General features: G+C 68.2%; 29 protein-coding genes. 14 read left to right on the top strand and 15 right to left on the bottom strand.

The window, feature by feature from the left end; all coding sequences use genetic code 11:
• The first annotated feature begins 265 nt into the window (after window positions 1–265).
• From DR_RS08690 to DR_RS08675, 4 genes are all read left to right on the top strand, one after another.
• Window positions 266–811 carry a GNAT family N-acetyltransferase gene (locus tag DR_RS08690; RefSeq protein ID WP_034350207.1) on the top strand — a complete coding sequence of 182 codons (546 nt, stop codon included), beginning with the start codon at window positions 266–268 and terminating at the stop codon, window positions 809–811.
• Window positions 812–860: 49 nt separating this feature from the next.
• The gene (locus DR_RS08685) at window positions 861–1,784 is read left to right on the top strand and encodes an NAD(P)-dependent oxidoreductase (RefSeq protein ID WP_034350204.1); all 924 of its coding nucleotides are present in this window, start codon (window positions 861–863) and stop codon (window positions 1,782–1,784) included.
• Window positions 1,785–2,127: 343 nt separating this feature from the next.
• Window positions 2,128–2,973, top strand: coding sequence for an SDR family oxidoreductase (locus DR_RS08680; RefSeq protein WP_027479910.1), 846 nt, complete (start codon window positions 2,128–2,130; stop codon window positions 2,971–2,973).
• A gap of 124 nt (window positions 2,974–3,097) precedes the next feature.
• Window positions 3,098–3,877 carry a hypothetical protein gene (locus DR_RS08675; protein ID WP_162177676.1) on the top strand — a complete coding sequence of 260 codons (780 nt, stop codon included), beginning with the start codon at window positions 3,098–3,100 and terminating at the stop codon, window positions 3,875–3,877.
• A gap of 43 nt (window positions 3,878–3,920) precedes the next feature.
• On the opposite strand, the gene dusA is transcribed toward DR_RS08675, so the two are convergent.
• From dusA to DR_RS08635, 8 genes are all read right to left on the bottom strand, one after another.
• The gene (gene dusA / locus DR_RS08670) at window positions 3,921–4,877 is read right to left on the bottom strand and encodes a tRNA dihydrouridine(20/20a) synthase DusA (protein WP_051618806.1); all 957 of its coding nucleotides are present in this window, start codon (window positions 4,875–4,877) and stop codon (window positions 3,921–3,923) included.
• 133 nt (window positions 4,878–5,010) lie between these two features.
• Window positions 5,011–5,259, bottom strand: coding sequence for a hypothetical protein (locus tag DR_RS08665; RefSeq protein ID WP_027479909.1), 249 nt, complete (start codon window positions 5,257–5,259; stop codon window positions 5,011–5,013).
• A 107-nt stretch (window positions 5,260–5,366) separates the two neighbouring features.
• A complete protein-coding gene (gene mutL, locus DR_RS08660; RefSeq protein ID WP_010888331.1) occupies window positions 5,367–7,010 on the bottom strand; it encodes a DNA mismatch repair endonuclease MutL in 1,644 nt (547 codons plus the stop codon).
• Between the two features lie 425 nt (window positions 7,011–7,435).
• Entirely contained in the window at window positions 7,436–7,795 is a 360-nt protein-coding gene (locus tag DR_RS08655) for a VOC family protein (protein ID WP_010888330.1), read from the bottom strand.
• Between the two features lie 16 nt (window positions 7,796–7,811).
• Window positions 7,812–9,011: a class I SAM-dependent rRNA methyltransferase gene (locus tag DR_RS08650; protein ID WP_051618807.1), complete on the bottom strand. Its 1,200-nt coding sequence runs from the start codon at window positions 9,009–9,011 to the stop codon at window positions 7,812–7,814.
• A 110-nt stretch (window positions 9,012–9,121) separates the two neighbouring features.
• The gene (locus tag DR_RS08645) at window positions 9,122–9,841 is read right to left on the bottom strand and encodes a hypothetical protein (protein ID WP_027479908.1); all 720 of its coding nucleotides are present in this window, start codon (window positions 9,839–9,841) and stop codon (window positions 9,122–9,124) included.
• A gap of 106 nt (window positions 9,842–9,947) precedes the next feature.
• Entirely contained in the window at window positions 9,948–11,702 is a 1,755-nt protein-coding gene (locus DR_RS08640; RefSeq protein WP_010888327.1) for a long-chain-fatty-acid--CoA ligase, read from the bottom strand.
• Window positions 11,703–12,056: 354 nt separating this feature from the next.
• Window positions 12,057–12,512: an Hsp20/alpha crystallin family protein gene (locus tag DR_RS08635; protein WP_034350200.1), complete on the bottom strand. Its 456-nt coding sequence runs from the start codon at window positions 12,510–12,512 to the stop codon at window positions 12,057–12,059.
• 77 nt (window positions 12,513–12,589) lie between these two features.
• Between DR_RS08635 and miaA the strand changes: the two genes are divergently transcribed.
• The 3 genes from miaA to DR_RS08620 all read left to right on the top strand — a co-directional run bounded on the left by miaA (window position 12,590) and on the right by DR_RS08620 (window position 16,026).
• Window positions 12,590–13,510, top strand: a complete 921-nt coding sequence (gene miaA / locus DR_RS08630) for a tRNA (adenosine(37)-N6)-dimethylallyltransferase MiaA (RefSeq protein WP_010888325.1) — start codon at window positions 12,590–12,592, stop codon at window positions 13,508–13,510.
• Window positions 13,511–13,756: 246 nt separating this feature from the next.
• Window positions 13,757–14,998 (top strand): glucose-1-phosphate adenylyltransferase, encoded by a 1,242-nt coding sequence (gene glgC / locus DR_RS08625; RefSeq protein WP_027479907.1) that lies wholly within the window; start codon window positions 13,757–13,759, stop codon window positions 14,996–14,998.
• Window positions 14,999–15,090: 92 nt separating this feature from the next.
• Window positions 15,091–16,026: a hypothetical protein gene (locus DR_RS08620; RefSeq protein WP_010888323.1), complete on the top strand. Its 936-nt coding sequence runs from the start codon at window positions 15,091–15,093 to the stop codon at window positions 16,024–16,026.
• Window positions 16,027–16,029: 3 nt separating this feature from the next.
• Here the strand turns inward: DR_RS08620 and gluQRS are convergent, their stop codons facing one another.
• Genes gluQRS through DR_RS08600 form a run of 4 tightly spaced genes read right to left on the bottom strand, consistent with a single transcriptional unit; the run spans window position 16,030 to window position 18,762 of the window.
• On the bottom strand, window positions 16,030–16,917 hold the full coding sequence (gene gluQRS / locus DR_RS08615; protein WP_010888322.1) for a tRNA glutamyl-Q(34) synthetase GluQRS: 888 nt from the start codon (window positions 16,915–16,917) through the stop codon (window positions 16,030–16,032).
• Window positions 16,918–16,960: 43 nt separating this feature from the next.
• On the bottom strand, window positions 16,961–17,200 hold the full coding sequence (locus DR_RS08610) for a hypothetical protein (protein ID WP_027479906.1): 240 nt from the start codon (window positions 17,198–17,200) through the stop codon (window positions 16,961–16,963).
• Entirely contained in the window at window positions 17,200–17,811 is a 612-nt protein-coding gene (locus DR_RS08605; protein ID WP_010888320.1) for a ParA family protein, read from the bottom strand. Before DR_RS08605 ends, DR_RS08610 begins: the two co-directional genes overlap by 1 nt.
• A gap of 36 nt (window positions 17,812–17,847) precedes the next feature.
• On the bottom strand, window positions 17,848–18,762 hold the full coding sequence (locus DR_RS08600) for an RluA family pseudouridine synthase (RefSeq protein ID WP_027479905.1): 915 nt from the start codon (window positions 18,760–18,762) through the stop codon (window positions 17,848–17,850).
• A 117-nt stretch (window positions 18,763–18,879) separates the two neighbouring features.
• Here DR_RS08600 and DR_RS08595 point away from each other — a divergent pair, with 117 nt between their 5' ends.
• Window positions 18,880–19,479, top strand: a complete 600-nt coding sequence (locus DR_RS08595) for an FMN-binding negative transcriptional regulator (protein ID WP_027479904.1) — start codon at window positions 18,880–18,882, stop codon at window positions 19,477–19,479.
• 12 nt (window positions 19,480–19,491) lie between these two features.
• Here the strand turns inward: DR_RS08595 and DR_RS08590 are convergent, their stop codons facing one another.
• Window positions 19,492–19,821, bottom strand: coding sequence for a hypothetical protein (locus DR_RS08590; protein WP_010888317.1), 330 nt, complete (start codon window positions 19,819–19,821; stop codon window positions 19,492–19,494).
• Window positions 19,822–19,919: 98 nt separating this feature from the next.
• On the opposite strand from DR_RS08590, the gene DR_RS08585 reads away from it, so the two are divergent.
• The 6 genes from DR_RS08585 (at window position 19,920) to DR_RS08560 (ending at window position 24,425) form a co-directional block, all read left to right on the top strand.
• Entirely contained in the window at window positions 19,920–20,666 is a 747-nt protein-coding gene (locus DR_RS08585; protein WP_034350256.1) for an FAD-dependent oxidoreductase, read from the top strand.
• Window positions 20,663–21,631, top strand: coding sequence for a tRNA (guanine(46)-N(7))-methyltransferase TrmB (gene trmB, locus DR_RS08580; RefSeq protein ID WP_010888315.1), 969 nt, complete (start codon window positions 20,663–20,665; stop codon window positions 21,629–21,631). Before DR_RS08585 ends, trmB begins: the two co-directional genes overlap by 4 nt.
• A 221-nt stretch (window positions 21,632–21,852) precedes the next feature.
• Window positions 21,853–22,602, top strand: a complete 750-nt coding sequence (locus DR_RS08575; RefSeq protein ID WP_010888314.1) for a class I SAM-dependent methyltransferase — start codon at window positions 21,853–21,855, stop codon at window positions 22,600–22,602.
• The gene (locus DR_RS08570) at window positions 22,599–23,033 is read left to right on the top strand and encodes a GNAT family N-acetyltransferase (protein ID WP_010888313.1); all 435 of its coding nucleotides are present in this window, start codon (window positions 22,599–22,601) and stop codon (window positions 23,031–23,033) included. The genes DR_RS08575 and DR_RS08570 overlap by 4 nt, the downstream gene beginning before the upstream one ends.
• Window positions 23,034–23,068: 35 nt before the next feature.
• Window positions 23,069–23,503, top strand: a complete 435-nt coding sequence (locus tag DR_RS08565) for a hypothetical protein (protein ID WP_162177675.1) — start codon at window positions 23,069–23,071, stop codon at window positions 23,501–23,503.
• 4 nt (window positions 23,504–23,507) lie between these two features.
• A complete protein-coding gene (locus DR_RS08560; protein ID WP_010888311.1) occupies window positions 23,508–24,425 on the top strand; it encodes a class I SAM-dependent methyltransferase in 918 nt (305 codons plus the stop codon).
• Window positions 24,426–24,447: 22 nt separating this feature from the next.
• On the opposite strand, the gene DR_RS08555 is transcribed toward DR_RS08560, so the two are convergent.
• A complete protein-coding gene (locus DR_RS08555; protein ID WP_010888310.1) occupies window positions 24,448–25,035 on the bottom strand; it encodes a class I SAM-dependent methyltransferase in 588 nt (195 codons plus the stop codon).
• Between the two features lie 50 nt (window positions 25,036–25,085).
• Window positions 25,086–26,087 carry an isocitrate/isopropylmalate dehydrogenase family protein gene (locus DR_RS08550; RefSeq protein ID WP_010888309.1) on the bottom strand — a complete coding sequence of 334 codons (1,002 nt, stop codon included), beginning with the start codon at window positions 26,085–26,087 and terminating at the stop codon, window positions 25,086–25,088.
• Window positions 26,088–26,091: the final 4 nt, after the last annotated feature.

Below are 26,091 nucleotides of genomic sequence, written 5' to 3'. Positions count from 1 at the left end.
GGGCCGTCGGGCGCTGAAGGCGCACGGGCCTGACACGACTCCAAAACACGACTGCATCCAGACCGTCCGCGCAACTGAGGAACACCGTGAAGTTGGCGACATCACTGCCCGGTGCCCAGTGCCAACGTCAACTCCCCTTGCCCCTCTGGGGTAAGGGGCGGGGGGATGGGGCCAAAAGCTAAAGCCTGAGCCTCAGCTCCCCCAAAACAGCCCGCCCCCTTGACATCTCCCCCCCAGAAGCCGTTTGCTGTCCCCCACGCCGCCTATGACCCCCGACGTTTCCCTCAAACCGGTCCTCGACTTCACGCCCGCCGAGTGGCGCACCCTCTATTCCTTTTTCCGCGACCGCGAACTCGCCGCCTGGAACGACGCCAAACCGATTCGGATGCCCGAATGGCTCTTCCGGCGCGTAATGCAGGAGGAGGAAAAGACGGGCGAACGCGCCGGCTTTGGCGTCATGGACGCGGCAGGGCGGCTCATCGGCAACGCCGAGCTGTACGACTTTCGCCCCTCGCCGCCGCTGACGGCGACCACCGCCACGCTCGGCATCATGATCGGGTTCCCGGCGCTGTGGGGGCAAGGCTACGGGCGGGCCGGGGTGCGGGCGCTGCTGCACTGGGCCTTCGCGGTCCACAACCCGGCCTTGCAGCGCGTGCGCCTGACCACCTTCGGCCACAACCGCCGCGCCCAGCGGGCCTTCGCGGCGTGCGGCTTCCGCGAGGTGGGCCGCCGCACGTATCCCGAGCGGGTAGACGTGCACATGGAAATCACCCGCGAGGAATGGCAAAGCGGCGCCGGGGCAGACGCGTAGGGCGAGCTGCCCGCCCGCAGGAGCCGCCGGGTGCGCTATGACTGGAGCCATGCGCGTTCTTGTTCCCGACCTGCCTGCTTTTCATGCCCTGGCCCAGCCGGGCGACACCTTCCTGCCCGGCGCGGAGCTGGCGTTCTATTCCAACGACAAGGGCGTGCCGGACGGCGAAGCCCAGGGCGTCGTGCTGTGGCTGGCGAACGGGGCCACCCGCGACGCGCTGCTGAGCGTGCCGGGCCTGCAATGGGTGCTGACGCTCACGGCGGGCATCGAGCACGTGCAGGGCAAGCTGCCTCAGGGCGCCGCGCTCTACAACGCCCACCGCCTGCACGACCGCGCCGTGGCAGTGCATGTGGTGGCCGGAATGCTGGCGGCCAGCCGGGGCCTGCACCGCTTCCGCGACGCCCAGCAGCGGGGCGAATGGGTCAGAACGTCCCTGGCCGACACGGGCCTGAGCACACTCGACGGTCAAAAAGTCGTGCTCTGGGGCTACGGGCACATCGGCAAGATCGTGGAGGAATTGCTGGCTCCTTTCGGCGCACAGGTCTACGGTCTGACCTCGAAAACTGAGCCCGACCTCGTGGACTACCGCCTCGCGGAGGCCGACTGGGTGGTGCTGCTGCTGCCGAGCACCGAGCGCACACGCGGCATCGTGAACGCCGAGCGGCTGACGGCCCTCAAACCCGGCGTCTGGCTCTCCAACCAGGGGCGCGGCGACCTCATCGTGACGGACGACCTGCTGGCGGCGCTCGATTCGGGGCACCTTGGCGGCGCAGTCCTTGACGTGACCGACCCCGAACCGCTGCTCGCCGGACACCCGCTGTGGGACCGGGAAAATGTCGTCATCACGCCCCACATCGCCAGCATCACGTCCGACCTGCTGGAGCGCGGCGCGGCCTATGCCCGCAGCTTTATTCTCGACGTGTTGCAAGGCCGCACGCCGGAAGGCGAAGTGGCGCCGGGTGACGCTTATTGAATCCAGCCGCGAGCCTGGAGACAAATTGGCCGTCCTCTCATGCCGCTGTGACAAGTCGGTGACAGTTCACCGGGTACACTGGGCCCATCAGCGCAATCACAATCAGGCGGGCCGGGTGAAGTTCGCCGCGCCAGGAGGCCGATTCCTCGGGGGTTGGCCCTTCTTTTTTGGTCTAGAGCAGTTCTCCGAATTACGCAGGCGTCGGAATAGCACCGCCACCCGCTCCATTCTCCGTCCTGCTCGTTGGTTTGCACTCGCTCCGCTCGCCAAAAAGCGGTGCACTCTTTTTGTCAAATGCTCCAGGGTGCAGTCGCCGGGGCCCGCGCTGTTTATGGTGGGGGTCATGAACACGCAGCAAGGAGCGCAGGACCTGACGGGCCGCCGCATTCTGATTACGGGGGCCACGGGCGGCATCGGCCTGGAAACGGCGCGGGAACTCGCTGGGCGCGGAGCACAGGTGGTCATCGTGGGCCGCGACCCGGGGCGCACGGCGCGGGTGGCTGCCGAGGTGGGCGCCGCCGGCACCCTGCTGGCCGACCTGAGCGAACTGGTGCAGGTGGAGCGGGCCGCCGCCGAGTACCGCGAGCGCTTCGGCGAACTCGACGTGCTGGTGAACAACGCCGGAGCGCTGCACCGTGAGCGCCAGGAAAGCCGCGAGGGCATCGAGCTGACCTGGGCGCTGAACCACCTCGCGCCGTTTCTGCTGACCCGTGAGCTGTTGCCGCTGCTCCGGCGCAGCAGCGAGACCCGCCGGGTGCCCGCGCGGGTGGTCACGGTGGCGTCGGCGGCGCATGTGGTCGGGCGCATCCGTTTCGACGACCCCGAGTTTCGCCGGGGCTACGCGGCGTGGCCCGCCTACGCGCAGAGCAAGCTCGCCAACATCCTCTTTGCCCGCGAACTGGCGCGGCGCGAGCCCAGTGTGCTCAGCGTGTCGCTGCACCCCGGCATGGTCGCCAGCGGCTTCGGCAAAAACGGCGGCGGACGCTTTGCCCAGGCTTACGGCCTGCTTGACCGCTTTTCGCTCACGCCCGAGCAAGGGGCGCAAACCAGCCTGCACGCGGTCAGCGCGCCGGTTCACACGGGCGGCTACTACGCCAACGCGCGCCGGGTCACGCCCGCGCCTCAGGCCCTCGACGACGGCGCGGCGGCGCGGCTGTGGGCGCTGAGCGAGGGTTATTTGCAGGTCTGAGACGAGCGGGCTCGGACCAATTGCGGTTGAATCGCTCAGACGAAGCGATGAAACCTAGGCAGAGCGAGCAGCCTGTCTCACGACTCAAAGTTCCCCCTCATGCGCGGCCCCTAAGATGCGGCGTATGCGTCACGCTTCCCCGATGGTTCTCGCGGCCCTGCTCGCCGCCTCCCTGCTTCCCGGCGCTCTGGCGCAGACCGCCGCTCCCGCGCCCGCCCCGGCCAAGGCAACCGCTGCCACCGTTTCTCCCGTGACCGACCGCACGGTGAGCGGTGTGGCGATTGCGGTCAGCCGCGCCGTGAGTGGGCAACTCGTGTCGTGCCCCAGCAAGCTCAAAGTCAGCCGTCAGGCGGTGTGCCTCTACAGCAAGCAGGCCGCCGCTCAGGCCCGCACCCAGGTCCGCACGGCGTTGGGCTCGCAGGCCGTCGGTGACTGGAAAGTCAACGGTCAGTCGGGCAGCCTGCTCGTTAAGGACACGGCGGGCAAACCGGGCGCCTACGTGCTGAGTGCGCCGCTGAGCGCCAACGAAACCCTGCTGATCGTGGACGCCGTGAGCGTGCCCGCAGCCGCCAAACCTGCCGCGCCCGCTGGCGTGGTCAAGGGCCAGCCTTACCTGCTGGGCAAGGACCTGATCGGCGTGGTCAACGTGGTCAGCCTCGGCGGGGGCAAGTACCGCATGAACGTGGCGGGCGAAACCCCGCTGACCGTGACCGCCGGGCAAAAGACCGCTCAGCGCGGCAACGGCAACGTGGACCTGCCCCTGGCCCCCGCCAGCGACGGCAAGAACCTGATTTTCCCGCTCTCCGGCCTGCGCGCGCTGGGCTGCACCGTGTCGGACGCCCCCAAAGGTGTGACGGTGGACTGTGGCGGCGACAGCGTGGGCGTGCTGCCTATCGTGTTCTGACGCCCCTACTGCCTGAATGCCCCGCCGTTGCTGGCGGGGTTTTTTAAGCTCTGGCGTCCAGCACGTCGTCCGGCACCCCGGCGAGTGCCGCCCGAACCACGTCCAGTCCAGCGCCTGGCTTGTGGCCCTGCTCGCTCAGCGTCCGCTTCCAGTGCCGCGCGCCCGGCTGCCCGGCGAAAAGGCCCAGGGTGTGTTTCATCATGCGGTTGAGTGGTTGCCCGGCTTCCACCTGTGCGGCCACGTAGGGCAGATACGCTTCGATGGCCTCGCGGCGGCTGACAGCCTGGGCATCTTCTCCAAACACGTCACGGTCGGCGGCGGCGAGCAGGTACGGCTCCTGATAGGCGGCGCGGCCAATCATCACGCCGTCAGCCCAGGCGAGGGCTTGCTGCGCCTCGGTAAGAGATTTGACGCCACCGTTGAGCACCACGGTTAACTGTGGAAAGTCGGCCTTGAGTTGCTGCACCACCTCATAGCGCAATGGCGGAATCTCGCGGTTTTCCTTAGGCGAAAGGCCCGAGAGCCACGCTTTGCGGGCGTGGACGATGAACTGCTCGCAGCCCGCTGCCGCCACTGTCCGCACGAAGCCGGTCAGGTGCTCGTAGCTGTCGAGGTCGTCGATCCCGATGCGGTGTTTGACGGTCACTGGCAGCCGGGTCGCGGCTCTCATCGCCTCCACCGCCCGCGCCACCACGTCGGGCGTGCCCATCAGGCAGGCGCCGAAAGAACCGCTGCTCACCCGGTCAGACGGGCAGCCGCAGTTGAGGTTCACCTCGTCGTAGCCCCAGTCCTCGGCCAGCCGGGCGCACTCGGCGAGCGCCGCCGCGTCGCTGCCGCCGAGTTGCAGGGCGAGGGGGTGCTCGGGGGCGCTGAAATCCAGGTGCCGCCCCTGGTCGCCGTGCAAAATCGCGCCGGTCGTGACCATTTCGGTGTAGAGCAGCGTCCGGCGGGTCAGCGTGCGGTGAAACATGCGGCAGTGCCGGTCCGTCCAGTCCATCATCGGGGCCACGGAGAGGGTGTGGGGGGGGCGGGGCGCGGCGGTCACAGCCGGTCAGTGTAAGGCAAAGCGCGGCAGCAAAACAGCACGCGGGCCGGAATCCGGGGCCAACGTGCTGCGGTGGGAGCTAAGAACTTCAGATGAGTTTGTCGTCTTCGGGCGTCGTGCCGAAGCTGGTGCCGGTCTGGTGCATCCCCCGGTCGTCGCCAGTCACGGTAGGCACCGCGCCAGGCGAAGTGGTGTCGGTGGAGGGGCGGCCCACCGGGGTTTCGGTGTCGCCGCTGGGGGACTCGTCGTAGTAGCCGGCGCGGTCGCTCATCTCGTTGCCTATATCGTTGGGCAGGCCGCCTTGCTCATTTTTGGGCTCGTTCTTGGGATCGGTCATGGGGCTGTTCATAGCGTCTGCGGCGTGTCAGGCGGGTGAAGGCCGGTTTGGGCAAAGGTTGACTCTCCTACCCCCCTGCCGCCAAGCCGCACTCAAGCCACCCACATTCAAACCACGCTGTCACGCCCCCGCGCCACATCCCGCACGCCGCGCCGCCCGAAGGCGTGGGCGAGGTCGCGCTCGGACAGCCGCAGCACGGTGGGGCGCCCGTGTGGACAGGCCCAGGGCTGCTCGCACTCGCGTAGGGCGGCCAGAACCAGCGCGCCGCGCTCAGCGTCGAGCATTCCCGCCTTGAGCGCGGGCAGACACGCCAGCCGCGCCAGCACCTCGCGCCGGGGGTCGGGGCCACCGGAAAGGGCCGTTTCCACCACCACTTCATGCAGCCGGGGCACCGGCAGGGCCGCCAGCGCCGCCGGGAGGGTCCGCAGCCGTGCCAGCCCCGCGCCGAAATCCTCGATGGTCAGGCCCCAGCCGCGCAACTCGGCGCCGCGTTCGTGCAGCCGGGCGGTCTGCTCGGGCGTCAGGTGCAGCAGCTCCGGCGTGGGCAGTTCGAGCGGAGCCGCCGTCCCGAGTTCGCGTCCCAGCCGCTCATACAGCGCCCGCTCGTGCGCGGCGTGGGCGTCCACCACCCACAGGTCGCCCTCGCCCTGCGCGAGCAGGTACAGCTCCTGATAGACGCCGAGCAGGGTGAGGTCGGGAAAGTTGCCCGCCGTGGGCGCCGGATGTGGCTCGGGCGGCGCGATGAGGGCCGGGGCTGCCCTCACCAGCGGATGCCCAGCGAGGGCACCAGCGACGGCGTCGCGCACCCGCAGCGCCACGGCAGGCAGGTCAGCGAGCGCGACCACCTGTTTGGCGGGGTGAATGTTGGGGTCGTAATCCTCGGGCGCCACCGTCAGGTCGAGCACGCACAGCGGCGCGGTGCCGGCGGGCAGCAACTCGGCGTAGGCGTCGATCACGGCGCGTTCGAGTTCCGGCGGCGCCACGATGGGCCGCCCGTTGACCGCGAAGTGCATCCGGTCACGCCGCGCCCGCGTCAGTTCGGGACGCGACACCACGCCGCGCACGCCGGGTGTGTCCAGCGTCAGCACGCGGTTGGCGCTCAGCGGACCGTAGACCGTCGCCACCGCGCCCCGGTGGTCGGCGGGCGCGTGGGTCAGCCGGGGGTCGCCGTCCACCGTCAGCCGCCAGTGCAGCGCCGAGTGGTGCAGCACGTAGCGCCCGAGGAGCGCGGTGATGTCACGGACTTCCGCCGCCGCACTTGCCTGGGTCCGCAGTCGGGCGGGCAGCCGGGCAAAGAGCTGGGATACCGTGACCGTCGTGCCAGCGGGGGCCGAGGTGCGGCTGACCTCCACCGCGTCGCCCTGAGCGCGCAGCCGCGCCGCCCCCACCTGCGCTGCCGGGCGGGTCGTGAGTTCGAGTTCGCCCGCCTGCGCCGCCGCCCACAGCGCCTCGCCCCGGAAGCCGAGGGTGGTAACGCTCAGGCTGCCGGTTTCGGGGCCAGCCGTCAGCTTGCTTGTCGCGTGGCGGGCGGGGGCCAGTGGCACCGACTGTGCCGCGATGCCGGACCCGTTGTCGCGTACCTGCACGCGCTCCAGGCCGCCGCCGTCCACCTCGATTTCGATGCGGCTCGCCCCGGCGTCAAGGGCGTTTTCCACCAGTTCGCGCACCACATCGAGCGGGCGGGAGACCACTTCTCCCGCAGCGATGAGGCGGGCGACGTGGGGGGGGAGGACGTGGATGGGGGTGGGCATTCTGTTGTGAGCATATCAGGGGGGTGGGGGTGGGAATTGGGAGTTTGGCTGCGGGCGGGAGGTTGGGAGACGTGGGGGCTTGGGCCTGAGCGTTTAGCCCCAACCCCAAACCCCTATCCCCAAAGGGGACAGGGGCTTTAACGCTCCGCTGAGGAGGCTGGCGGTGATGGCGCGTGGCGGGCAGTGTTCTTCCGTTGCACGTGCAGTCTGGACGCTCGTGAGTTCTACGGACGCGAGGCCCGTGCGCTTTCAGCGCCCGACGGCCCTAGCGTTCTGCGTTTCTCGGTTATTTGTGAGAAGCAGAAATAAGAGAAGAGACGAAGCATCTTTTGACCCTCTCCACTGGTGGGAGAGGGCCTTTGCGGAGCAAAGGGGTGAGGGGGCACCCAGGCCCGGCCCAGCGAAACCTCATCCCGGCAAATACGCTAATCCGCTTCCAGCAACTCCACCTGCCGTCCATCCGGGTCGAGCACGAAGGCCATGTCGCGCCCGCCGGGGCTGGGTTGCAAGTCGCGAGTCACCGTCACGCCCGCCGCCTGCAATTCGGGGAGCAGGGCACGCAGCCCACGTACTTGCAGGGCGATGTGTTCGGCCCAGTGGGGGTGCGGCGCGGGCGTTTCGCCTGCCACCTCAAAAAACTGCAACTTGCCTTCGCCCAGTCGGATGACACCCCGGCGGTGGCCCTCATGCGTCACAAGGTCTTTTTCGACGATGCCGCCGAGCCGGGCGTAAAAGTCGAGGATGGCAGGCAAGTCACGGGTCAGGAAGGAAACGTGCTTGAGCATCGGCCCTGTTCCCTTCTCAGCCCTGCTTCCGCAGCAGAATGCTCTTGAGGTAGAGGCTCTCGGGCACGCTCAGCAGGTGGGGGTGGTCGGCGGGCTGGTAGGTCACGGCGACCACCTCGGCGTCGCAGTCGGCGGCCCCGGCGGCCACACGGGCGGCGTCGAGCAGGTCATCCACCCGGATGTAATGGGCGCAGGTGCTGACCAGGACGTGTCCGCCGGGCACCAGCATCCGCAGCAGCGCGGCGGTGCCGTCAGTGAAAATCCGCTTGGCGCGGGGCACGTCGTCGCGGCGCTTGGCGAGGGTGGGCGGGTCGAAGACGGCGGCGTGAAAGGTCTTCTTTTCCTTTTCCAGCGCGGCGAGCTGTTCGATGGCGTCGCCCCAGCGCAGGCCCACGCTCACGCCGTTTTCGCGGGCTTCGCGTTCCAGTACGCCGAGGGCCACGCTGTCCTTGTCAATTGCGGTGCTCTGCGCCCCCGCCTTCGCCGCGTGCAGCGAAAAGCCCCCGGTGTAGGAGTACACGTCGAGGAACTGTTGCCCCGGCGCCAGCAGCCCCGCCAGCATCCGGCGGTTGTCGCGCTGGTCGAGGAAAAAGCCGGTCTTCTGCGCGTCGAGCGGCGCGAAGTGCAGGCGCAGGTCGTCCTCGTAGAACTCGACGCGCTCCGGCACCTCGCCCCACAGCGGACCGCTCACCAGGTCCAGCCCTTCCTTGCGCCGCTCCCCGGTGTCGCTGCGCTCGAAAGCCGAGGTCGCGCCGGTTTCCTCGCGCAGCGCCCGCAAAATTAGGTCGCGGTGCTGTTCCACGCCCGCGTTCCGCAGTTGCACACTCAGCACGTCGCCGAACTGGTCGGCCACCACGCCCGGCAGCCCGTCCGCCTCGGCGTGCAGCACCCGCATGGCGTTCGTGCCGGTGATGCGTCCCTCACGCCGTGCCAGAGCCGCCCGCACCCGTTCGCGGTAAAAGTTCAGGTCAATGTCACGCGCTTCCCACACCAGCATCCGCAGCGGGGTGGCGCCATCCGGGTTGAAATAGCCGCGTCCGACGAGCTTGCCGCCCTCGTCGCGCACGTCCACCACGTCACCTGGCTGGGTACCAGCGTCGGCACTGGCGATGTCGCCCGCGTGCCCGAACGGGTAGCGCCCGGCAATGCGGCGCACGGCGGCGGCCTTGAGGGTGACGGCGGGGCCGCGCGCGGTGCGGCTGAGTTTGGCCGGGATGGATTTGGCAGGGTTGGGGGGGCGGCTCACAGGGAGCAGGGTAGCAGGGGCCGCCAAAAAAAAGAGGGCCGCCTGAGCATTTGCTCTGCCGGTCCCCGGTTGGGCAGCGTTCACCAGCCCAGCTTGCCGCCCTTCTGGAACTGCGCCAGCTTCTCGGGCGTCCACAGTTCGTAGGTGTACATCGGGTACTGCCGCTTGAAGCGCCCCACCTTGTCCCAGACCTCGCGCGATTCGTGTGGCACGACCAGAATCAGCCGAATCACGCTGCCTTCGGGGTCGTAGATGTAGAAGTCGAAGTGAAAGTTCTGCTCGTGGCCCTTGTCGGTAAACAGGGGAAAGGCGAAGGGCCGGAAGCGCCAGGGCTTGTGCCGCTCGGCCAGAATCCGGGCCGCCACCCGGCGCAGGTTGCTGTCGGGGAAGGTCACCTTTTCGCCGTCGAGGTCGCGGAAGGTGGTTTCGGGCGCCGGGGCGTCGAGCTGCACCCGCTTGAGCTCGGGCAGGGCTTTTTTGCTGCCGAGTTTGGGCGGGGCCTTACGCGGGCCGCCGCTAGTAAAGCGGAAGTCCTCGCCACGCAGGCCCACTTTGCTCTGTTGGCCGCCGCCGCTGCGGGCCGGGCGGGCGCCGCTTTTGCCCTCGGCAGGCTTGAAATTGGGGTCGCGCTGCACCCGGCCTTCGCTGCGGGCCTGACGGTCTTCGGGCGTTTCGCGCACCGGGCGCACGGCGTCGCGGGTGGAACCGTCGCGGCCCACCGGCACGTTGCGGCGGCTTTGCTGGTTGCGGCCCTTAGAGCCTTTGATGGGGCCGGCGCCGCGTTTGGGGGGTCTGGTCATGAGGGGCAGGATACGGCAGGAGTGGGCCCGCAAAAGGGAAACAAGCAAAAGAAGCAACGAAAAATCCCCCAGCCGGAGCCGAGGGACTGTTGAAGGCGCGAAAGGCTCAGGCCGACTTCTCAGCCTTTTCCTTCTTCAGTCGCTCACGGGCCTCGGCAGCGAGCTGGCGGCGCAGGGTCTTGCCGACCGCCGTCTTGGGCAGCTCGTCGCGGAATTCCACGCTGCGTGGCGCTTTGTAGGCGCTGAGCAGGGTGCGGCAGTAGGCGATGATTTCCTTCTCGGTGGCCTGCATGCCGGGCTTGAGCGCCACCACCGCGTGCACGGTCTCGCCACGGTAAGGGTCGGGCAGCCCCACGGCGGCGGCTTCGAGCACGGCGGGGTGCGAGGTCAGCACTTCTTCGACTTCGCGGGGGTAGATGTTGTGGCCGCCCGCGATAATCAGCTCTTTCTTGCGGTCCACGATGCGGAAAAAGCCCTGCTCGTCCATCGTCGCCATGTCGCCGGTCAGCAGCCAGGTCTTGCCGGCGTACTCGCGCAGCACCTTGGCGGTTTCATCGGGCATGTTCCAGTAGCCCTTCATGACCATCGGGCCGGCCACCCACAGCTCGCCGACTTCGCCGGTCGGCACCGGCTGGCCCGCGTCGTCCATGATGAGCGCGTCCACGCCCGGCAGCGGCAGGCCGATGGAGCCTTCCTTCTGCTCGCCGGTGATGGGGTTGACGTGCGTGACCGGGCTGGTTTCGGTCAGGCCGTACCCTTCGACCAGGTTGGCGCCCTGGGTGATTTCACGGAAGGTGCGGGCGGTGTCCTGCATCAGAGGCGCCGAGCCGCTGATACACGCCCGGATGGTGGTCAGGTCGTGCGCGGCGGTGTCGGGATGGTTGTTGATGGCGTTGTAGAGCGTGGGCACGCCGGGGAAGATGGTGGCGCGGGTGCGCGAGATTTCGTCGAGCACCATCTTGATGTCGCGGGCGTTGGGCACCAGCACCAGCGTGGCGCCGATCAGCATGCTCAGGTTCATGGCGACCGTCATGCCGTACACGTGGAAAAAGGGAATGGCGGCCATGGTGATTTCGCGGCCCTCTTGCAGCCCGACCATCCACGAGCGGCACTGTTCGGCGTTCGCCACCAGGTTGCGGTGGGTCAGCATCGCGCCCTTGGGCACGCCGGTGGTGCCGCCGGTGTATTGCAGCAGCGCCACGTCGTCCGCCGTGATCGGCACCGACACCGGGTCGGGGTCTTGCAGCTTCGTGACGAAGCGCATCGGCACGGCGCGGGGATTGCGCTTGAACGAGTCGCTCGCCAGCGTGCCTTCCTTCAGCGCCTTGATAGGAAAGAGCAGGTTCTTGGGGAACGGCAGCTCGTCCTGAATGCGGCTGACCAGCACGCGCTTGACCGGCACCTTGTCCGCAACTTCGGCGTAGCGCGGATACAGGCTGTCGAGAATGACCAGCGTTTCGCTGCCCGAGTCGCTGAGCTGGTGCTCGAGTTCGGCGGCGGTGTAGAGCGGGCTGGTGTTCACGACCACTGCGCCCGCCAGCAGGGTGCCGTAGAAGGCCACCACGAACTGCGGGCAGTTGGGCAGCATGATCGCCACCCGGTCACCCTGCTGCACGCCCGAGCGTTGCAGCGCCTTGGCAAAGCGGCGCACCCGCTTGAGCAGCTCGCGGAAGGTGGTGCCCTGACCCAGGAATTGCAGCGCCTCGCGGTTGGGGTAGCGGGTGGCCGCGTCTTCGAGCAGGCGGTAGAGGGTGCGGCTGCTGGGCGCGAGGTCTTGCGGCACGCCGGGTTCGTAGGAGGTGAGCCAGGGCCGGGGCAGGGAACCGGACGGAGCAGCGGGAACAGCAGGAATTGAGGTCATAGGACTCCTAAAGTGGGGAAAGCAGGAAGCAAAGGGCCGGGCCGCCGTGGAGCAGGCAGGCCGCCCGCCCGGAGCGCGTGAGAAACTGGCACAACTGGCACGACCAGTGGGGCGCCCCCAGCGGGACGGGACGGGTCAAATGTTCTTGAACCCAGTATAAACCGCACCCCGCGCCGCTGCGATGTGGAGCGGGGTGTTACTGCCTCCGTGTCCGCCCGCCCGTACGGATTCCACTCCATTTCAGCACAAGCGGAAGAGGCGCCGCCTGTGCTTCCATACCGCGAAATCCCTCTCCGTTCCCACTCGCTCCGCTCGGATTGAATCCAATTGTTTTGGATTCAATCCGAATGCATATCAGCGGTCTTCGTCAGGACTGGTTTCTGTGCTGGCTTCCGGATCTCCGGGCGCGGGGCGAGCCGTCACGTCGATGGTGGGACGCAGCTTCTCGAAGCGGACGGTAAGCACGCCGCCGGCCAGACTGGCGACCCCCGAGGCAGGGCGCACCGGCTCGGGAAAGGCCAGCTCACGGACGAAGCGGCCACTCGGGCGCTCGCTGCGCAGCAAGTGCTCGGTGCCGGGGCGCTCGCCGCTCACGGTCAGTTGCCCGCCGTCTTCGGCGAGGGCCAGGGTGCCCGCGTCCACGCCCGGCACGTCGAGCAGCAGGTCGAGGTGGGTGCCCGCGTCGCGCCAGTCGGCGGCGGGGGTCCAGGGGCCGCCCTGCGCCAGCGTCTCGACTTCCTCACGGAGCGTCATCAGCTGTTGCAGCCTCGCCAGCACCGGCTTGCCGGATTCGTTGTTGCTCTGCGACATGGCCGGAGGGTAGCAGGTCGCTGCCCTGAGACTGTCGCGTGCCAAGAACGGAGCGCTGCCCTACACTGACCGGCGCTATGGCTGCCCCGCTCATCCCCGTCCTGACTGCTCCCACCGCTGCGGGCAAAACGGCGCTGGCGCTGCGGCTGGCGCGGGAGTACGGACTCGAGATCGTTGCCGCCGACGCCTTCACGGTGTACCGGGGCCTCGACCTCGGCACTGCCAAGCCGACGCCGCAGGAGCGGGCGAGCGTCCCCCACCATCTGCTTGACGTGGTCGACGTGACGCAGAGCTACGACGTGGCGCAGTACGCGGCGCAGGCCGAGGCCGCCATCGTGGACATCCTGGCGCGGGGGCGGCTGCCGCTGGTCGTGGGCGGCACCGGCTTTTACCTCAGTGCGCTCAGCCGGGGGCTGCCGCTCACGCCGCCGAGTGACCCGAAGATGCGCGCCGCCCTCGAAGCCGAGTTACAGGAACGCGGGCTGGACGCGCTGCTCGCCGAAATCGAGCAGGCCAATCCTGCCGAGGCCGCCCGCATGGAGCGCAACCCACGCCGGGTGGTCCGGGCGCTGGAGGTCTACCGCGCTGCCGGGCGTTTTCCCGGTGAGTTCGGGTACTCGCCACCCGCTTTCCAGTATCAGGTGTTTGCCTTTTCGCCGCCCGCCGCCGAGATGGAACAGCGGGTGCAGGAGCGCACCGCCGCCATGCTGCGCGCCGGCTGGCCGCAGGAGGCGCAGTGGCTCGCCGGGCAGGTGCCGCCGGAGCAGGAGCCGCGCCCGACGGTGTGGCAGGCGCTCGGGTACGCCGAGGCGCTGGCGGTGGCGCAGGGCCGCCTGAGCCTCGCAGGCGCCGAGCAAGCCATCGCCCTGGCGACCCGGCAGTACGGCAAACGGCAGCTCACCTGGATGCGCCGTCAGCTCGGGGCCGAGGTGCAATCGCCGGACGCGGCAGAGGCGCACCTGCGGGCGTTTCTGGAGCGTTCCGGGGCGCCGAGTTGACCTTGCGGAAAAGTTCAGACTTGGTTTGCCGACTTACAAGCTAAGTCAAAAAAGTAGCGCTGGGACGCGTCTTTTGTATTCCCGCTCGTCAGGAGTTGCCTGGAAAGGTTCACCTACTCGCTGATTCCGGGCCACGGGGTCGGCGGTAGAGTGAGGACGACAGTCTGACGGGAAAGTGCAGTGCATTTCGGGGGTCGAGTGCCCCTCTTCCTTTCTTGCTGCCGTCTTCATCTTTCGGGGGTCCCCATGAAACCACGTGTTCTCGGCATGATTCTCGCGGGTGGTCAGGGCTCGCGCCTGGCCCCGCTGACGCAGAAACGGTCCAAGCCCGCCGTGCCGTTTGGCAGCAAATACCGCATCATCGACTTCGCCATCAACAACTTCATCAACTCGGGCATGTTCTCGGTCTACGTGCTGACCCAGTACAAGGCGCAGAGCCTCACCGAGCACATTCAGCGCGGCTGGCGCTTCGGCACCTTCCTGAGCGACTACTTCATCACGCTCGTGCCGGCGCAGATGTATCGCTTCGAGGAACTCGGCGACGCCTGGTACCGGGGCACCGCCGACGCCGTGTACCAGAACATGCACCTCATCGACAACTTCGAGGCCGACTACGTGGCGATTTTTTCCGGTGACCACATCTACAAGATGAACGTGGAACACATGCTGGAAAAACACATCGAGACGCGGGCCGACGTGACCATCGCCGCTTACCCAATGCCGCAGTCGCAGGCGCACCAGTTCGGCGTGATGCAGGTGGACGAGCGCTGGCGCGTGACCGAGTTCCACGAGAAGGTGCCCGACCCGCCCACCATCCCCGGTCAAGCCGACCTGAGCCTGACGAGCATGGGCAATTACATCTTCAGCCGCCGGGCGCTCGAAGAACTGCTCGAAGCCAGCATCAGCGGGCAGGAAACCGGCTACGACTTCGGCCACAACGTGATTCCGCGTGCGCTCTCCGACGGCTACCACGTCCAGGCCTATGACTTCCACAAAAATCCCATCCCCGGTCAGGAGCGTCCCAACACCTACTGGCGCGACGTGGGCACGCTCGACGCCTACTTCGAGGCGAACATGGACCTCGTGTCGGTCAACCCCGAGTTCGACATCTACAACCCCGAGTGGCCGCTGCGCACCAGCAGCGAATTCTCGCCGCCCGCCAAGTTCGTGCACGAGTCCGAGGGCCGCAAGGGGCAGGCGTTCAACTCCATCATGGCCGGGGGCGCCATCATCAGCGGCGGCACCGTGCGCGACAGCGTGCTCGGGCGCAACGTCCGCACCCACTCCTACTCGCTGGTCGAAAGCTGCGTTCTGTTCGACGACGTGCAGGTGGGCCGGCACTCGCACCTGCGCCGCGTCATCGTAGACAAGGACGTGGTGATTCCGCCCGGCACCACCATCGGCCTGAACCGCGAGCACGACGAGCAGCGCGGCTTCACCGTCACCGAGCACGGCGTGGTCGTGGTGCCCAAGGGGTACGTGTTCTGAGCTGCTGAATTCTTTGCAAGTCCGGTCCTGTCACGGGTCCGGGCTTTTTTCTTGCCGCCCGTCTCATCTGCTGCGCCTCTACACTCGGAGTCATGAAGTTGCCCCGCCTGTGGCCCACCGCCCTCTCGCTGCTGTGTTCGCTGGCCCTGGCGCAGGCGCCTGCGTCGCCAGGAACCACCGCGCAGGGGCCAGCACCCGCAGCCGTCGCTGGCCTGGCTGCCCTGCCCGGTGGGACGCGGCTGGTCTGCGCGGGCACGTCGCTCTGGACGCTGTCAACGTCGGCGGCGCCTCAGCGTTTGCCGCTGCCCGAAGATTGCCAGGGCCTGCGCGTCAGTCCGTCGGGCAAAGTGGTGCTGGTCAGTGGGCGAGCCTCGGTGACCGTTTGGCGGCTGGATGCCGAGCAACAGAGTGACGGGCAGCTCTGGCGGAGAGTGGCGCTGCCCGAGCCGGCGCGGCGGGTGGCTTTCCTGAACGACAGCACGCTGCTGCTCGCCGGAGCGCGTGGGCTGGAACAGCTCGACCTGAACACCCAGGCGCGCACGCTGCTGCGGCCTGGCGCGGTGACGGGGCTGGCGACGGCGCCGGATGGTCGGCGGGCGGTGATGGGCGACGGTAGCCGCGTGCAACTCGTGAACGTGGCTGACGGCGCGGTGCTGTCCGGCGTGCGCTGCGAGGTGGCCTGTCCGCTGCAAGACGTGCAGTTCAGCCGGGACCAGCGGGGCGCCGTGGTCCAGGCCGGCCCCGTCCTCTACGCTCTGCGCGAGGGCCACCCGGCGACGGCGGTGCTGCGCGGGGCGGAGGGCGCGATGGGATTTCCTCTGCCCGACGGCGGCGTGTGGGTGCTGACGGCAGGCCGCCTGGAACGCCGCGACGCCCAGACCGGGCGCCGCGAGGGGGTGCTGCGCCCGGAAGGCGTGAGCGGCCCCGCCGCCTGGACTCCGGAGGGCGGGCTACTTTACGTGGCGGGCCGGGAACTCGTCGAACTCGACAAAACAGGGCAGGAAGTGGGCCGCACAGCGCTGCCGTGACGCTCAGGTGCCGGGCCGTTCTGCCAGCACGTCTCCCCACAGCGGTAACAGCTCTGGCGCCGTGACCTCCTCCGGCACCGCCTGAAAGCCGGGCCAGGGCAGCGTATGGGCGAGGTCCGCGAGCACCCGCCCCGGCGCCTCACCGTGCTCGCGCCACTCGCTGAGCGGAGGCGCACCGCCCCGTTTGGCGAGGCGTTCGCCCCGGTAGTTGCTGAGCAGCGGCACGTGCAGGAAACGCGGCGGCGTGAACCCCAGTGCCCGGTGCAGCGCGGCCTGCCGGGGACTGGCGGTCCACAGGTCGGCGCCGCGCAGCACGTCGGTCACGCCCATCAGCGCGTCGTCCACCACCACGGCGAGGTGGTAGGCGTACACCCCGTCGTTGCGTTGCAGCACAAAGTCGCCCACGTCACGCGGCAGCCACTGGCACAGCGTGTCGCCGCTCAGGGCGTCGGTCACGCAGCTCTCGGCCTCGGGCACCCGCCAGCGCCGGGCGGCGGGGCGCTCGGGGTGAACACTGCCGGGGCGGCAGGTGCCGGGGTAGACCGCTTCCTCACCGTGGGGGGCGCCTGCGCTGTCTGCGATGGCCGCCAGTACTTCCTTGCGAGTGCAGGTGCAGGGGTAGGTGTCCAGCCCTGCCAGCGCCGCCGCGTAAAGGTCCAAACGTTCGGACTGCCGGAATTCCTCGTCCCAGTCGAGCCCCAGCCACTCCAGGTCGCGCCGGGTCAGGTCGTAGGCCCAGCCTCGCACCCGGCCAGTGTCGAGGTCTTCGAAACGCAGCAGGTGCCGCCCGCCGAGCGCGCGCGAGTGCAGCCACGCCAGCAGCGCGGTGCGGGCGTTGCCCAGGTGCATGGCCCCGGTGGGACTGGGAGCAAAGCGGCCCGTGACGGTCATCGCCGGGCATTGTACGTGCGTGGGGTAGGCGTGGACGCTCCGCCTACGCCCGCTCGCGCAGCCACTGGAGCAGCAGGTCTTCGACGAGCTCGCTTACGCTCTCGCCGCCTTCTTTTTTCACCTCGCGCCACACCGCCCGCACCGTTTCCTTGCGGACGTAGACCGGCTCGACCCGCTCCTCGTTCTGGCCGCGGCCATCGGGGGCGGGGGTCTTTTTGGCGCTCTTCTTTTTCTTGCTTTTCTTGGCCTTGCCGTCGTCGGTCAGGTAAGCGAAGCGGGCCATCACAGCACCTCCCGCGAGAGCCGCAGCACGTCGTCCCAGGCCTGTTCGGCGCGGGGGTCGCGCACGTCGCGGCACAGGGCGCCCAGCTCGGCGGCTTTCTGGTAGACGGTGTACGAACGCAGCGCCGTGTTGCATACGGTCCAGCCGTCGTCGCGCAGGTCTTCGCGCGCTTGCTCGCCGGCCTGCCCAGTGGGGGGCACGCGGGTCAGAACCACCCGCACCCGACGGGCGGCGCCCTCGTCCTCGAAAAAGTCCAGCAGCTCGCGGGTGGCTTCCAGTTCCAGCATGGTCGGGCCGCTCGGAATCAGAATCAGGTCGGCGCGCTCGGCCAGCGCCCGCAGGTCCTTGCGCCGGGGCCGGCCCTCGGTGTCGATGAGCACGGCGTCGAGCGCGGCCAGCTTCTTGGGCTTCACCTCGTCGGCGTCCAGCACCGGAAAGCCCAGGCCCTCCTCACGGCGGCGCGCCCAGCGCAGCGAACTGCCCACCCGCCCGTCCTCGTCGATGAGCGCAGCGTCAAGCCCGCGCTCGATCAGGGCGCCCGTGAGATGAACGGCCAGCGTGCTTTTGCCCACGCCGCCTTTCTCTGACGTGATGGCAATCACTTTCGGCATACTGACCCAGCGTAACAGAGGCCCTGCACGCCCGTGTCAGCTGTCTGTCACCTGGCAAGACAGGAGCGTGGGCGCGGGCGCACTCAGGGTCAGCGCCGCGCCGTGTGCCGGATGCTGAAAGGTCAGAGTCGAGGCGTGCAGCGCGTACCCCAGGTCGCCCGGCAGCGCGTCGGGGCGGGGAAGGCCGCCGCTGACGTACAGCGGGTCGACCGCCAGCGGCAGCCCCAGCGAGGCGAGGTGAATGCGAATCTGGTGGGGCCGCCCGGTGAAAATTTCGACCTCAAATAAGGTGGTGTCCTCCCGCCGCTCCAGCACCCGTGCCCGCGAGTGAGCCGTTTTGCCCGCCGTGCTGGCCGCAAAGACCTGCCCCAGCCGGGGATGCGCCACCGGGCCGATGGGTACGGTGATGTCGTATTCGTCCTGCTCGGCTACTCCTGCGCTCAGCGCCCGGTAGACCTTCTGCACGCGGCCTGCCCGCCAGTCCTTCAGCAACGCCGCGCCTGCTTGCGAGGTCAGCGAAAACAGCACCAGCCCCGAGGTGCCGCGCCCCAGCCGGTGCAGTGGCGAAGCGTCCGGCCAGCGCCCGCGCACCTGATGCAGCAGCGTGTGCTCCAGAAAGCCACCTCCCGGCATGGTGGGCAGGCCCGAGGGCTTGGACACGGCGAGTAGGTCGGCGTCCTCATAAATCACGTCGAAGTGCAGCGGCGCGTCGGGTTCGGCCCAGGGCGGGCGCTGCCAGACCAGCATTTGCCCAGGCCGCAGTGTCTCGTCGCCGCGCACGGTCAGGCCGTCCACCGTCACTTCGCCCGCCGCCAGCCGCGCGGCCCACGTCGCCCGGTCGGAGTGCCGGAACTCCTGCGCCAGAAAGTCCAGCACGCGCTGCCCGCCGCGTTGCAGGGTCGTGCGGTAGGCGTAGCCGCTGTTGAGGGTGGAGGTCGGGGTGCCGGACATCTGCGGCCAGGGTAGAGGAAAGTGGCGTTCTGAGAACAGGTCACCCCTCAAGTGGCCCTCTCAACCGGCTTAAAAGCGGCTCTGGCTGCCGGGCCGGTGCGCCGCTACAGTGCCGCCATGTATCTGCCCGCCCACTTCCGCGCCGAGGACCATGACCAGTTGCTCGCCTTCATGCACGAGCACGCCTTTGCCACGCTGGTCACTGCGCCAGGCGGGGTGCCCTTCGCCACCCATTTGCCGGTGCTGGTGCAGCAGGAAGGCGGGACGCTTTACCTGCGCTCCCACCTCGCCCGCGCCAACAAGCAGTGGCAGCACTTCGGGCCGCAGGACGTGCTGGTCATCTTTCAGGGGCCGCACGCCTTGATTGACCCGGCGTGGTACGCCTCCGCGCCCAACGTGCCCACCTGGAACTACTCGGTGGTGCACGCCTACGGGCAGGCGCGGGTGGTGGAGGGCGAGCAGACCCGCGCCATCGCCTCCGGGTTGGTCGAACGCTTTACGCCCGGTATGGCGGCCATTCCCGCCGATTTTGAGCGGCGGATGCTGGCGGGCGTGGTCACTTTCGAAATCGCCGTGACGCGGCTGGAAGGCAAGGACAAGCTGAGCCAGAACAAGTCGTCCCAGGACCGCCACAACGTTGCCCAAGCCCTCCTTGACAGTGAGCGCGCCGAGGAGCGGGCCACCGGCGAGCGCATGGCGGCGCGAGAGCAGGGCTGAGGGCCGCCCGCCTTACCACCCCAGCTTGGGCCGCGACAGGATGCACTCGTAACTCGCCCCGCCCGCACTGTTGGTGGCGCGGCGGCAGGTGTCAATTTTCCAGCCCTGCGCGCCCAACGTGCTGATTTCCTCGGTGAATTTCAGGTCGTCGGGCGAAGACACCAAATACTCGTATTTGGGCCGGTGCGTGAGCTGAAACAGCAGGCTGAGGAGCAGCAGCAAACTGATGAGGGCCAGCAGCAGGCGAGTCCAGTCGGGCTGGTTCTCCCGGCGTGGGCTGCGGCGGGGCGCAGGGCTGGGAGCCGGCTGGTCGGTGGTGGGGGCCTCGTCTGGAGCAGTCATCTGGCCCGCAGTATGCGCCGCCGCCCCCCCTCGCCCCTTTCCCGCAACTCCACTACACTTGCCCGGTGCCCCCGGACCCTATTTCTTCCGGCCCTCCCATTTTTGGCCCTTCCTCGCCCCGCAGCCAGCCGCAGCCTGGGCATCTGTACGACGTGGCAGTGGTCGGCGCGGGCGTGAGCGGCACCGAACTCGCCTGGCGACTGGCCCGCGCGGGTCAGGACGTGCTGCTGGTGTCGCAGGCGCTCGACTCGCTCGGCAACCTCTACCAGCCCACCGTTGCCGGCGCCGATTTTCCGCCCGGCAGCGTGTTCGCGCAGGTCGCGGCGGGGATGGCCCCCGACGTGGACGGCTGGACTTTTCACCGGCTGCTCAAGGCCGAAATCGAGGCGACCAGCGGCATTCACCTGCTGCAAAGCTGCGTGACGGCGCTGGATGAAGAAGAGACGCAGGTCGTCCTCTCCACCTGGGAAGGTCCCCAGCTCCACGCCCGGACGGTGGTGCTGGCGGTGGGGTCGTTTCTGAAAGGCCGCCTCCTGATTGGCGACACGATGGAGGACGCGGGCCGGCTGTCCGAGGTCGCTTACGATTTTCTGGCCGACGACCTGCTTCTCAGCGGCGTGTGGCTGGTCGGCGCCGAGCAGACCGCGCACGGCGTGGAGGGCGCCCCCGACTACGACGTGCGTTTCCTGACGCCCGCGCCCTCGGAACTCGACGGCTTCCGCGTCAACCGGCTGGAGCGGGTGAGGATGCTGGGCCGCTGCACGCCCGGCGACCACACCTACGCCTCGGTGCTGCGGGACGCGGCGCGACTGGCCGAGGAACTAATGCAGGAGGCCGACGCATGATTTTTCGCCTCGGAGACTTCCGCTTTCCCGACGACCCTGCCCGCCTCTACCCGGATACTCCGGACCGGCCCTGGGTGCTGGAAATCGGCTTCGGGGACGGGCGCTTCTGGCCGCACTACGCCCGGACTTTCCCCGAGCCGCCGAATTATCTGGGCGTGGAAATTAGCGGGGTGTCGCTACTCAAGGCGCACCGCCGGCTGAAGGACGCGGGCCTGACCAACGCCGTGTTGACCAAGCTGCCCGCCGAGGTGCTGGTCGCGCAGGTGATTCCGCACGGCAGCTTGGACGCCATCATCGTCAACTTTCCCGACCCCTGGCCCAAAGCCGGGCACGAGGACCACCGCCTGCTGCGCGTGCCATTTTTTCAGGTGGCCGCCAGTCGCCTGAAACCCGGCGGTGCCGCGTTGCTGACCACCGACCACGACGAATATTTCGAGTTTGCCTGCGCCCAGGCCGAGGCCAGCGGCGTCATGCGGGTGGAACGCGTGGGGCCGCCGCCCGCCGCCCTGGAAACCAAGTACGCCCAGAAGTGGCGCGACCTCGGCCTGGGCGTCAACCACGCCCGCTTCGTGCCCACCCGTCACGATCCTGTGCCCAACGGCACTTTTGCCCCTTACTCGGAGGAAGACCCCGCCGTGCCCCACGCTGTCCTGACCCTGCCCGCCGACTTTTCACCCCAGCACTTCGACAAACTCACCGTCCGTGGCAAGACCTGGACGGTGGTGCTACTCGACCTTTACGCGACGCTGCGGCGCGGCGGCTGGGTGGCGCTGGCCCACGTGGTGGAAGGCGACCTCACGCAAGAAGTCCTCGTCGGCATCACCGAACGCGAGGACGGCACGCACCTCGTCCGACTCGCCAAATTCGGTGGCCCCATCATCACGCCGGGCGTGAAGGCAGCGGTGGGCGCGGTGACCGAGTGGCTGGAAGGACAGGGCGCGGTGGTGAAGCACCGGGGGTATTGAGAGTAGGTTTTGACCCTCTACCAAAGGGAGACTTGCAAAGCTGCGCAGCAAGGGGTGAGGGGTCTTTTCTAAGCCATTCGGCCCACGCCCCCCTTCCTCCTACCCCGCTATAAACTGCCTCCACTTCCCGGAGGACTCCCCTTGAGATTGCGCTGACCCCTTCAGACGACCCGACGCCCGCCCCTATCGGCGGGACCGTTCCCCTGTCTGAAGGAGGCGCCATGACCCACTGGGCCTACAGTTTTTACGATTTTCAGGATGCCCTGACCGGCTGTTACGCCGACCCGGTTCACCCCTTTCACCACGAGCGGGCCGCCGAGGTGCGCCGTGACGCGCCCGGCGTGCGTCTGCTGGAACTCGGCTCCGGTGGCGGGCAGTTTGCAGTGGCGGCGGCCTTGCAAGGCTTCGACGTGACCGCGCTGGAGTACCGCGAGCAGGGCAGCGCCTGCGCTCAGGCCCTCGCCGCGCAGCACGGCGTGACGCTGCGGACGCTCACCGGAGATTTCTATGCGGCGGACCCCGGCGGTCCCTTCGACGTGATCTGTTACTGGGATGGCTTCGGCATCGGCCCCGACGACGAGCAGCGTCGCCTGCTGCGGCGGCTTCCCGACTGGCTCGCACCCGGTGGACATGCGCTGATTGAGGTCTACATGCCGGGCTACTGGCAACAGCACGCCGGCTTTACGCGGCAAACCCCGGAGTACGTCCAGACCTACGGCTACGACGCGGACGGCGCCCGCCTGACCGACACCTACGCCGCCGCGAACGGCGATGCCCGCACCCAGAGCCTGCGCTGCTACGCCCCCACCGACCTGCGCCTGCTGCTGGAAGGCACCGGACTGACCCTCGCCGCCGTGCGTCCGGGCGGACGCTACGACCCCGACGCGGGCGTGTGGCACCCGCAGGCGGCCCTGGCCGAGTGCATGACGTGGACGGCAACCTTACGGCCTGTTTCAGGAGGTTCACGATGACGCAGCGTTCCCTTGCCGATATCCAGTTTCAGACCACGCTGGAAGGCGTCACCCCCGCGCAACTCGGCGGCTTTTTTGAGGGCTGGCCCAACCCCCCGACGCCCGAAACGCTGTGGCGCATCCTGGACCGGGCGGCGGTGTTCGTGCTGGCCCGCACCCCGGACGGGCAGGTCATCGGCTTCGTCAACGCCCTCAGCGACGGGATTCTGGCGGCGTCCATTCCGCTGCTGGAAGTGCAGGCCGGGTGGCGCAGCCTGGGCCTCGGCTCCGAGCTGATGCGGCGCGTGCTGACCGAACTCGGGGATCTGTACATGGTGGACCTGTCGTGCGATGACGATGTAGTGCCATTTTACGAACGGCTGGGCCTGAAACGGGCGAACGCGATGTTCCTGCGCCGCTATGACAATCAAGCCGGAATACCGGCGGAATAACCCTTTTCATGGGGCCGTCCGCTACAGTCGGCTTTATGTCCAAGCGAATGGCTCTGCTGACCGCGCTGGCTCTGGGGGCTCCGGCGCTGGCCGCGACGCCTTCTTCACGTGCCCAGTCTCCGGTGGTGCAGGCTCCAGTGACACCGTCGCGCAACTACGGCCTCTCCGAAGCCCAGCGCCGCGCCGTCTGGACCCATGCGATGCGCGGGCAACTCGCCATTGCCGAGCAGACGCAAGACACCGGCTTGACCCGTCTGCTCGCCGCCGAGACGAAAGGCCAGGCAAGGACGGCCCGTTCCGCCTCGCTCTCCTGCGCCGTGATGGACCGGATTGACGCGCAGGCGGCCCGGCAACAACCCCTCATTGACGCGCTGCACGAGCGGATTCGCCGGACTTACGGCCTCTTGCCGGCGGCATTAAGCGCCATTCTCGACGAGGGCGAGCAAAAAGGCTGGCCGCTGCCCCTGTGACGCGGTGACCGGCGAACTGCATTTCACCACCGAGCCCCTCAGTACCTTGCTGCCCGCCGTGCGCCGCGCGCTGGCCGAGGCGGGCGAGGTCACCTTCAGCGTGCCCGACCCCGACCTGGGCGTGGGCCTGTACGCCGGAGAGCTGACGGCGGCGGGGATTCACCGGCCTTGGCAGACCTGGACCGACCTCGCCGAATTGCTGGGGGCGCATCTGCTGACGCCCGAGCGGGTGCCGGGAGGCCGCGTGAGAGTACGGCTGCGGGCCCATGCTCACCGTGCCGACCCCGACGCGCAGGGCTACGGCGCGGGCGAGTGGGCGCGGGTGGACAAGCTCGAAGACCCGGTGTTTCTCTTCACGCTGGTGGAGGCGCTGCGGCGGGTCAGTCCGCCGGCGGGGGGCCGGGTGCTGGCCCTCGGCGTCAATGGTGGGCGCGAACTCGACGCGCTGGCGCTGGCTTTTCCAGGGCGGGACTTTGCAGTGCTCGGCGTGGACCTGGAGCCGCAGGCCTTAGAACGGGCACGCGAACGGCATCCGGCGGGCGACTTCCGTCTGCTGGACGTAACTACCCTGCCGCTGCCCGAGCTGGGCCACTTCGACCTCGTGCTGGCGCTGAGCCTGTTGCAAAGTCCGGGGGTGAAGACCGACGCGCTGCTCGCCGCTGTCGTCCGGCACCACCTGACGCCGGGGGGCGGGCTGGTCCTCGGCTTTCCCAATGCCCGGTACCGTGACGGCGCCCTGAGCTACGGCGCTCGCGTCCGCAACTTCGCTCGGCCTGACCTCAGCCTACTGATGAGCGATGTGACCGACGCCCGGCGCCGATTGCAAAAGTACGGGTTCAAGGTCTTCGTGACCGGCAAATATGAGGTGCTGGTGACGGCGATTCCGGCGGGGAGCAAGACGCCGGAGGGGCTGGAGTTGTGACACTTATCAAACAGGAAGGTGCTTAGCTCTCAGCGGGATTTTCCTTTGCCGGCTCTTTTGCCCCCGGCTTCCGCGCCTCCAAGATCAGCGACACGAAGCCGAGCTTGCCCTCCCGGTTGCGGTGGTCCATTCGCAGTGAGCGGTAAATCGGGCCACTTTCTATCTCCCAGTCCTCAGCGTGGAAGTGCCCCTGCTCGTCGCAGTATTCGAGCAACTTCACCTCGAATCCGGCACTCTCGAACACGTCCCGCAGCAGCCGGAAGTCATAGACGATGCGGTGGTCGGCGGCGGGATGGTCTGTTGGGCCGGGGCCGCCGACCTGCACCGTGCGTTGATACTCAGCATCGGGAAAGTTCGCGTCAGGTACGGCGCATCTCAGCCAGCCGCCGGGCCTCAGAAACTCGAAGCACAGCCGGGCGGCGGCGCGTCCCTCGGCCTCGGTGAGGTGTTCCCAGACGTGTTCGCACAGGAAAGCGTCGGCCCGCCGCGTCCCGAAAAAGCGCTCGAAGCTGGCGCGGTCGGTCAGGTCGAGGTCGGCGCGTTCCGTCGGCTGCCAGCCGTTCCAGCGCTGCTCGCCGGCACCGATGATGACTTGGAAGGGTTCCATCATGCCAGTAAAACAAAACCCCCGCCGGAGCGGGAGCTTGAGAAGAAGCTACTTTACGCCAGCGCCTTGATGACGGCCTCGGTAAATTCCTGCGTGCCGGCGGTGCCACCGAGGTCGCGGGTGCGCGGGCNTTCGGCGAGCACCTTGTTGATGGCGTTGTCGAGGCGGCGGGCCGTTTCGTGGTCGCCGAGGTGGTCGAGCATGATGACGGCGGCCAGGATGGTGGCGGTCGGGTTGGAAATGCCCTGACCGGCGATGTCGGGGGCCGAGCCGTGCACCGACTCGAAGATGCCGAACTGGTCGCCCACGTTGCCCGAGGCGGCGATGCCCAGCCCGCCCACCAGACCGGCGGCGAGGTCGGAGAGGATGTCGCCGAACATGTTGGTCATGACCATCACGTCGAACTGCTGCGGGTTGCGTACGAGCTGCATGGCGGCGTTGTCCACGATCATGGTGCTCGTGGAGAGGCCCTCGACGGTCTTGGTGTGGTCGAGGATGGTGTTCATGAACAGGCCCTGCGTCACCGGCAGCACGTTGGACTTGTGGACCACCGTCAGGCGCTTGCTGCGCTTCATGGCGAGGTCGGCGGCAAACTTGCCGATGCGGTCGCTCGCTTCACGGGTAATCACGGTGTCGGCAATTGCGGTATCGCCGTAGCGCCGCTCCTGCTCGACGTAGAGGCCCTGGGTGTTTTCACGCACGATGACGAGGTCCACGTTCTCGTAGGAGTGGGGCACCGGGCGGGTCTTGGTCGGCCTGACGTTGGCGTACAGGTTGTACTTCTGACGCAGGTGACGGATGGCGCCGAAGAATCCGGCGGGCTTTTCGCCGCTGGGGCTGGTCGCCGCGCCGAACAGGGTCGCGTCGGTGTTTTCCACCGCGTCGTAGGTGGCTTCTGGCACGCTGGTGCCGTGGTCGAGGAAGTATTCGTAGCCGGCCTCGGCGTGAACATACTCGGCGTCGAAGCCGGCGGCTTCCAGCACGCGCTTGGCGGCAGGAATCACTTCGTGCCCGATGCCGTCGCCCTCGATGAGACAAATGCGGTATTTCGCCATGAGA

It is taken from the genome of Deinococcus radiodurans R1 = ATCC 13939 = DSM 20539, from assembly GCF_000008565.1.
In the GTDB taxonomy this organism is placed as follows: Bacteria; Deinococcota; Deinococci; order Deinococcales; family Deinococcaceae; genus Deinococcus; species Deinococcus radiodurans.
The sequence above is the reverse complement of the archived record's forward strand: the minus strand, read 5'-3'. Positions and strand labels throughout refer to the sequence as shown.

Excerpts from the sequence above, each read along its gene's own strand:
- DR_RS08690 (WP_034350207.1), top strand. The coding sequence starts at position 266 with ATGACCCCCGACGTTTCCCTCAAACCGGTCCTCGACTTCACGCCCGCC.
- DR_RS08685 (WP_034350204.1), top strand. The coding sequence starts at position 861 with ATGCGCGTTCTTGTTCCCGACCTGCCTGCTTTTCATGCCCTGGCCCAG.
- DR_RS08680 (WP_027479910.1), top strand. The coding sequence starts at position 2,128 with ATGAACACGCAGCAAGGAGCGCAGGACCTGACGGGCCGCCGCATTCTG.
- DR_RS08675 (WP_162177676.1), top strand. The coding sequence starts at position 3,098 with ATGCGTCACGCTTCCCCGATGGTTCTCGCGGCCCTGCTCGCCGCCTCC.
- dusA (WP_051618806.1), bottom strand. The coding sequence starts at position 4,877 with ATGATGGACTGGACGGACCGGCACTGCCGCATGTTTCACCGCACGCTG.
- DR_RS08665 (WP_027479909.1), bottom strand. The coding sequence starts at position 5,259 with ATGACCGATCCCAAGAACGAGCCCAAAAATGAGCAAGGCGGCCTGCCC.
- mutL (WP_010888331.1), bottom strand. The coding sequence starts at position 7,010 with ATGCCCACCCCCATCCACGTCCTCCCCCCCCACGTCGCCCGCCTCATC.
- DR_RS08655 (WP_010888330.1), bottom strand. The coding sequence starts at position 7,795 with ATGCTCAAGCACGTTTCCTTCCTGACCCGTGACTTGCCTGCCATCCTC.
- DR_RS08645 (WP_027479908.1), bottom strand. The coding sequence starts at position 9,841 with ATGACCAGACCCCCCAAACGCGGCGCCGGCCCCATCAAAGGCTCTAAG.
- DR_RS08640 (WP_010888327.1), bottom strand. The coding sequence starts at position 11,702 with ATGACCTCAATTCCTGCTGTTCCCGCTGCTCCGTCCGGTTCCCTGCCC.
- DR_RS08635 (WP_034350200.1), bottom strand. The coding sequence starts at position 12,512 with ATGTCGCAGAGCAACAACGAATCCGGCAAGCCGGTGCTGGCGAGGCTG.
- miaA (WP_010888325.1), top strand. The coding sequence starts at position 12,590 with ATGGCTGCCCCGCTCATCCCCGTCCTGACTGCTCCCACCGCTGCGGGC.
- glgC (WP_027479907.1), top strand. The coding sequence starts at position 13,757 with ATGAAACCACGTGTTCTCGGCATGATTCTCGCGGGTGGTCAGGGCTCG.
- DR_RS08620 (WP_010888323.1), top strand. The coding sequence starts at position 15,091 with ATGAAGTTGCCCCGCCTGTGGCCCACCGCCCTCTCGCTGCTGTGTTCG.
- gluQRS (WP_010888322.1), bottom strand. The coding sequence starts at position 16,917 with ATGACCGTCACGGGCCGCTTTGCTCCCAGTCCCACCGGGGCCATGCAC.
- DR_RS08610 (WP_027479906.1), bottom strand. The coding sequence starts at position 17,200 with ATGGCCCGCTTCGCTTACCTGACCGACGACGGCAAGGCCAAGAAAAGC.
- DR_RS08605 (WP_010888320.1), bottom strand. The coding sequence starts at position 17,811 with ATGCCGAAAGTGATTGCCATCACGTCAGAGAAAGGCGGCGTGGGCAAA.
- DR_RS08600 (WP_027479905.1), bottom strand. The coding sequence starts at position 18,762 with ATGTCCGGCACCCCGACCTCCACCCTCAACAGCGGCTACGCCTACCGC.
- DR_RS08595 (WP_027479904.1), top strand. The coding sequence starts at position 18,880 with ATGTATCTGCCCGCCCACTTCCGCGCCGAGGACCATGACCAGTTGCTC.
- DR_RS08590 (WP_010888317.1), bottom strand. The coding sequence starts at position 19,821 with ATGACTGCTCCAGACGAGGCCCCCACCACCGACCAGCCGGCTCCCAGC.
- trmB (WP_010888315.1), top strand. The coding sequence starts at position 20,663 with ATGATTTTTCGCCTCGGAGACTTCCGCTTTCCCGACGACCCTGCCCGC.
- DR_RS08575 (WP_010888314.1), top strand. The coding sequence starts at position 21,853 with ATGACCCACTGGGCCTACAGTTTTTACGATTTTCAGGATGCCCTGACC.
- DR_RS08570 (WP_010888313.1), top strand. The coding sequence starts at position 22,599 with ATGACGCAGCGTTCCCTTGCCGATATCCAGTTTCAGACCACGCTGGAA.
- DR_RS08565 (WP_162177675.1), top strand. The coding sequence starts at position 23,069 with ATGTCCAAGCGAATGGCTCTGCTGACCGCGCTGGCTCTGGGGGCTCCG.
- DR_RS08555 (WP_010888310.1), bottom strand. The coding sequence starts at position 25,035 with ATGATGGAACCCTTCCAAGTCATCATCGGTGCCGGCGAGCAGCGCTGG.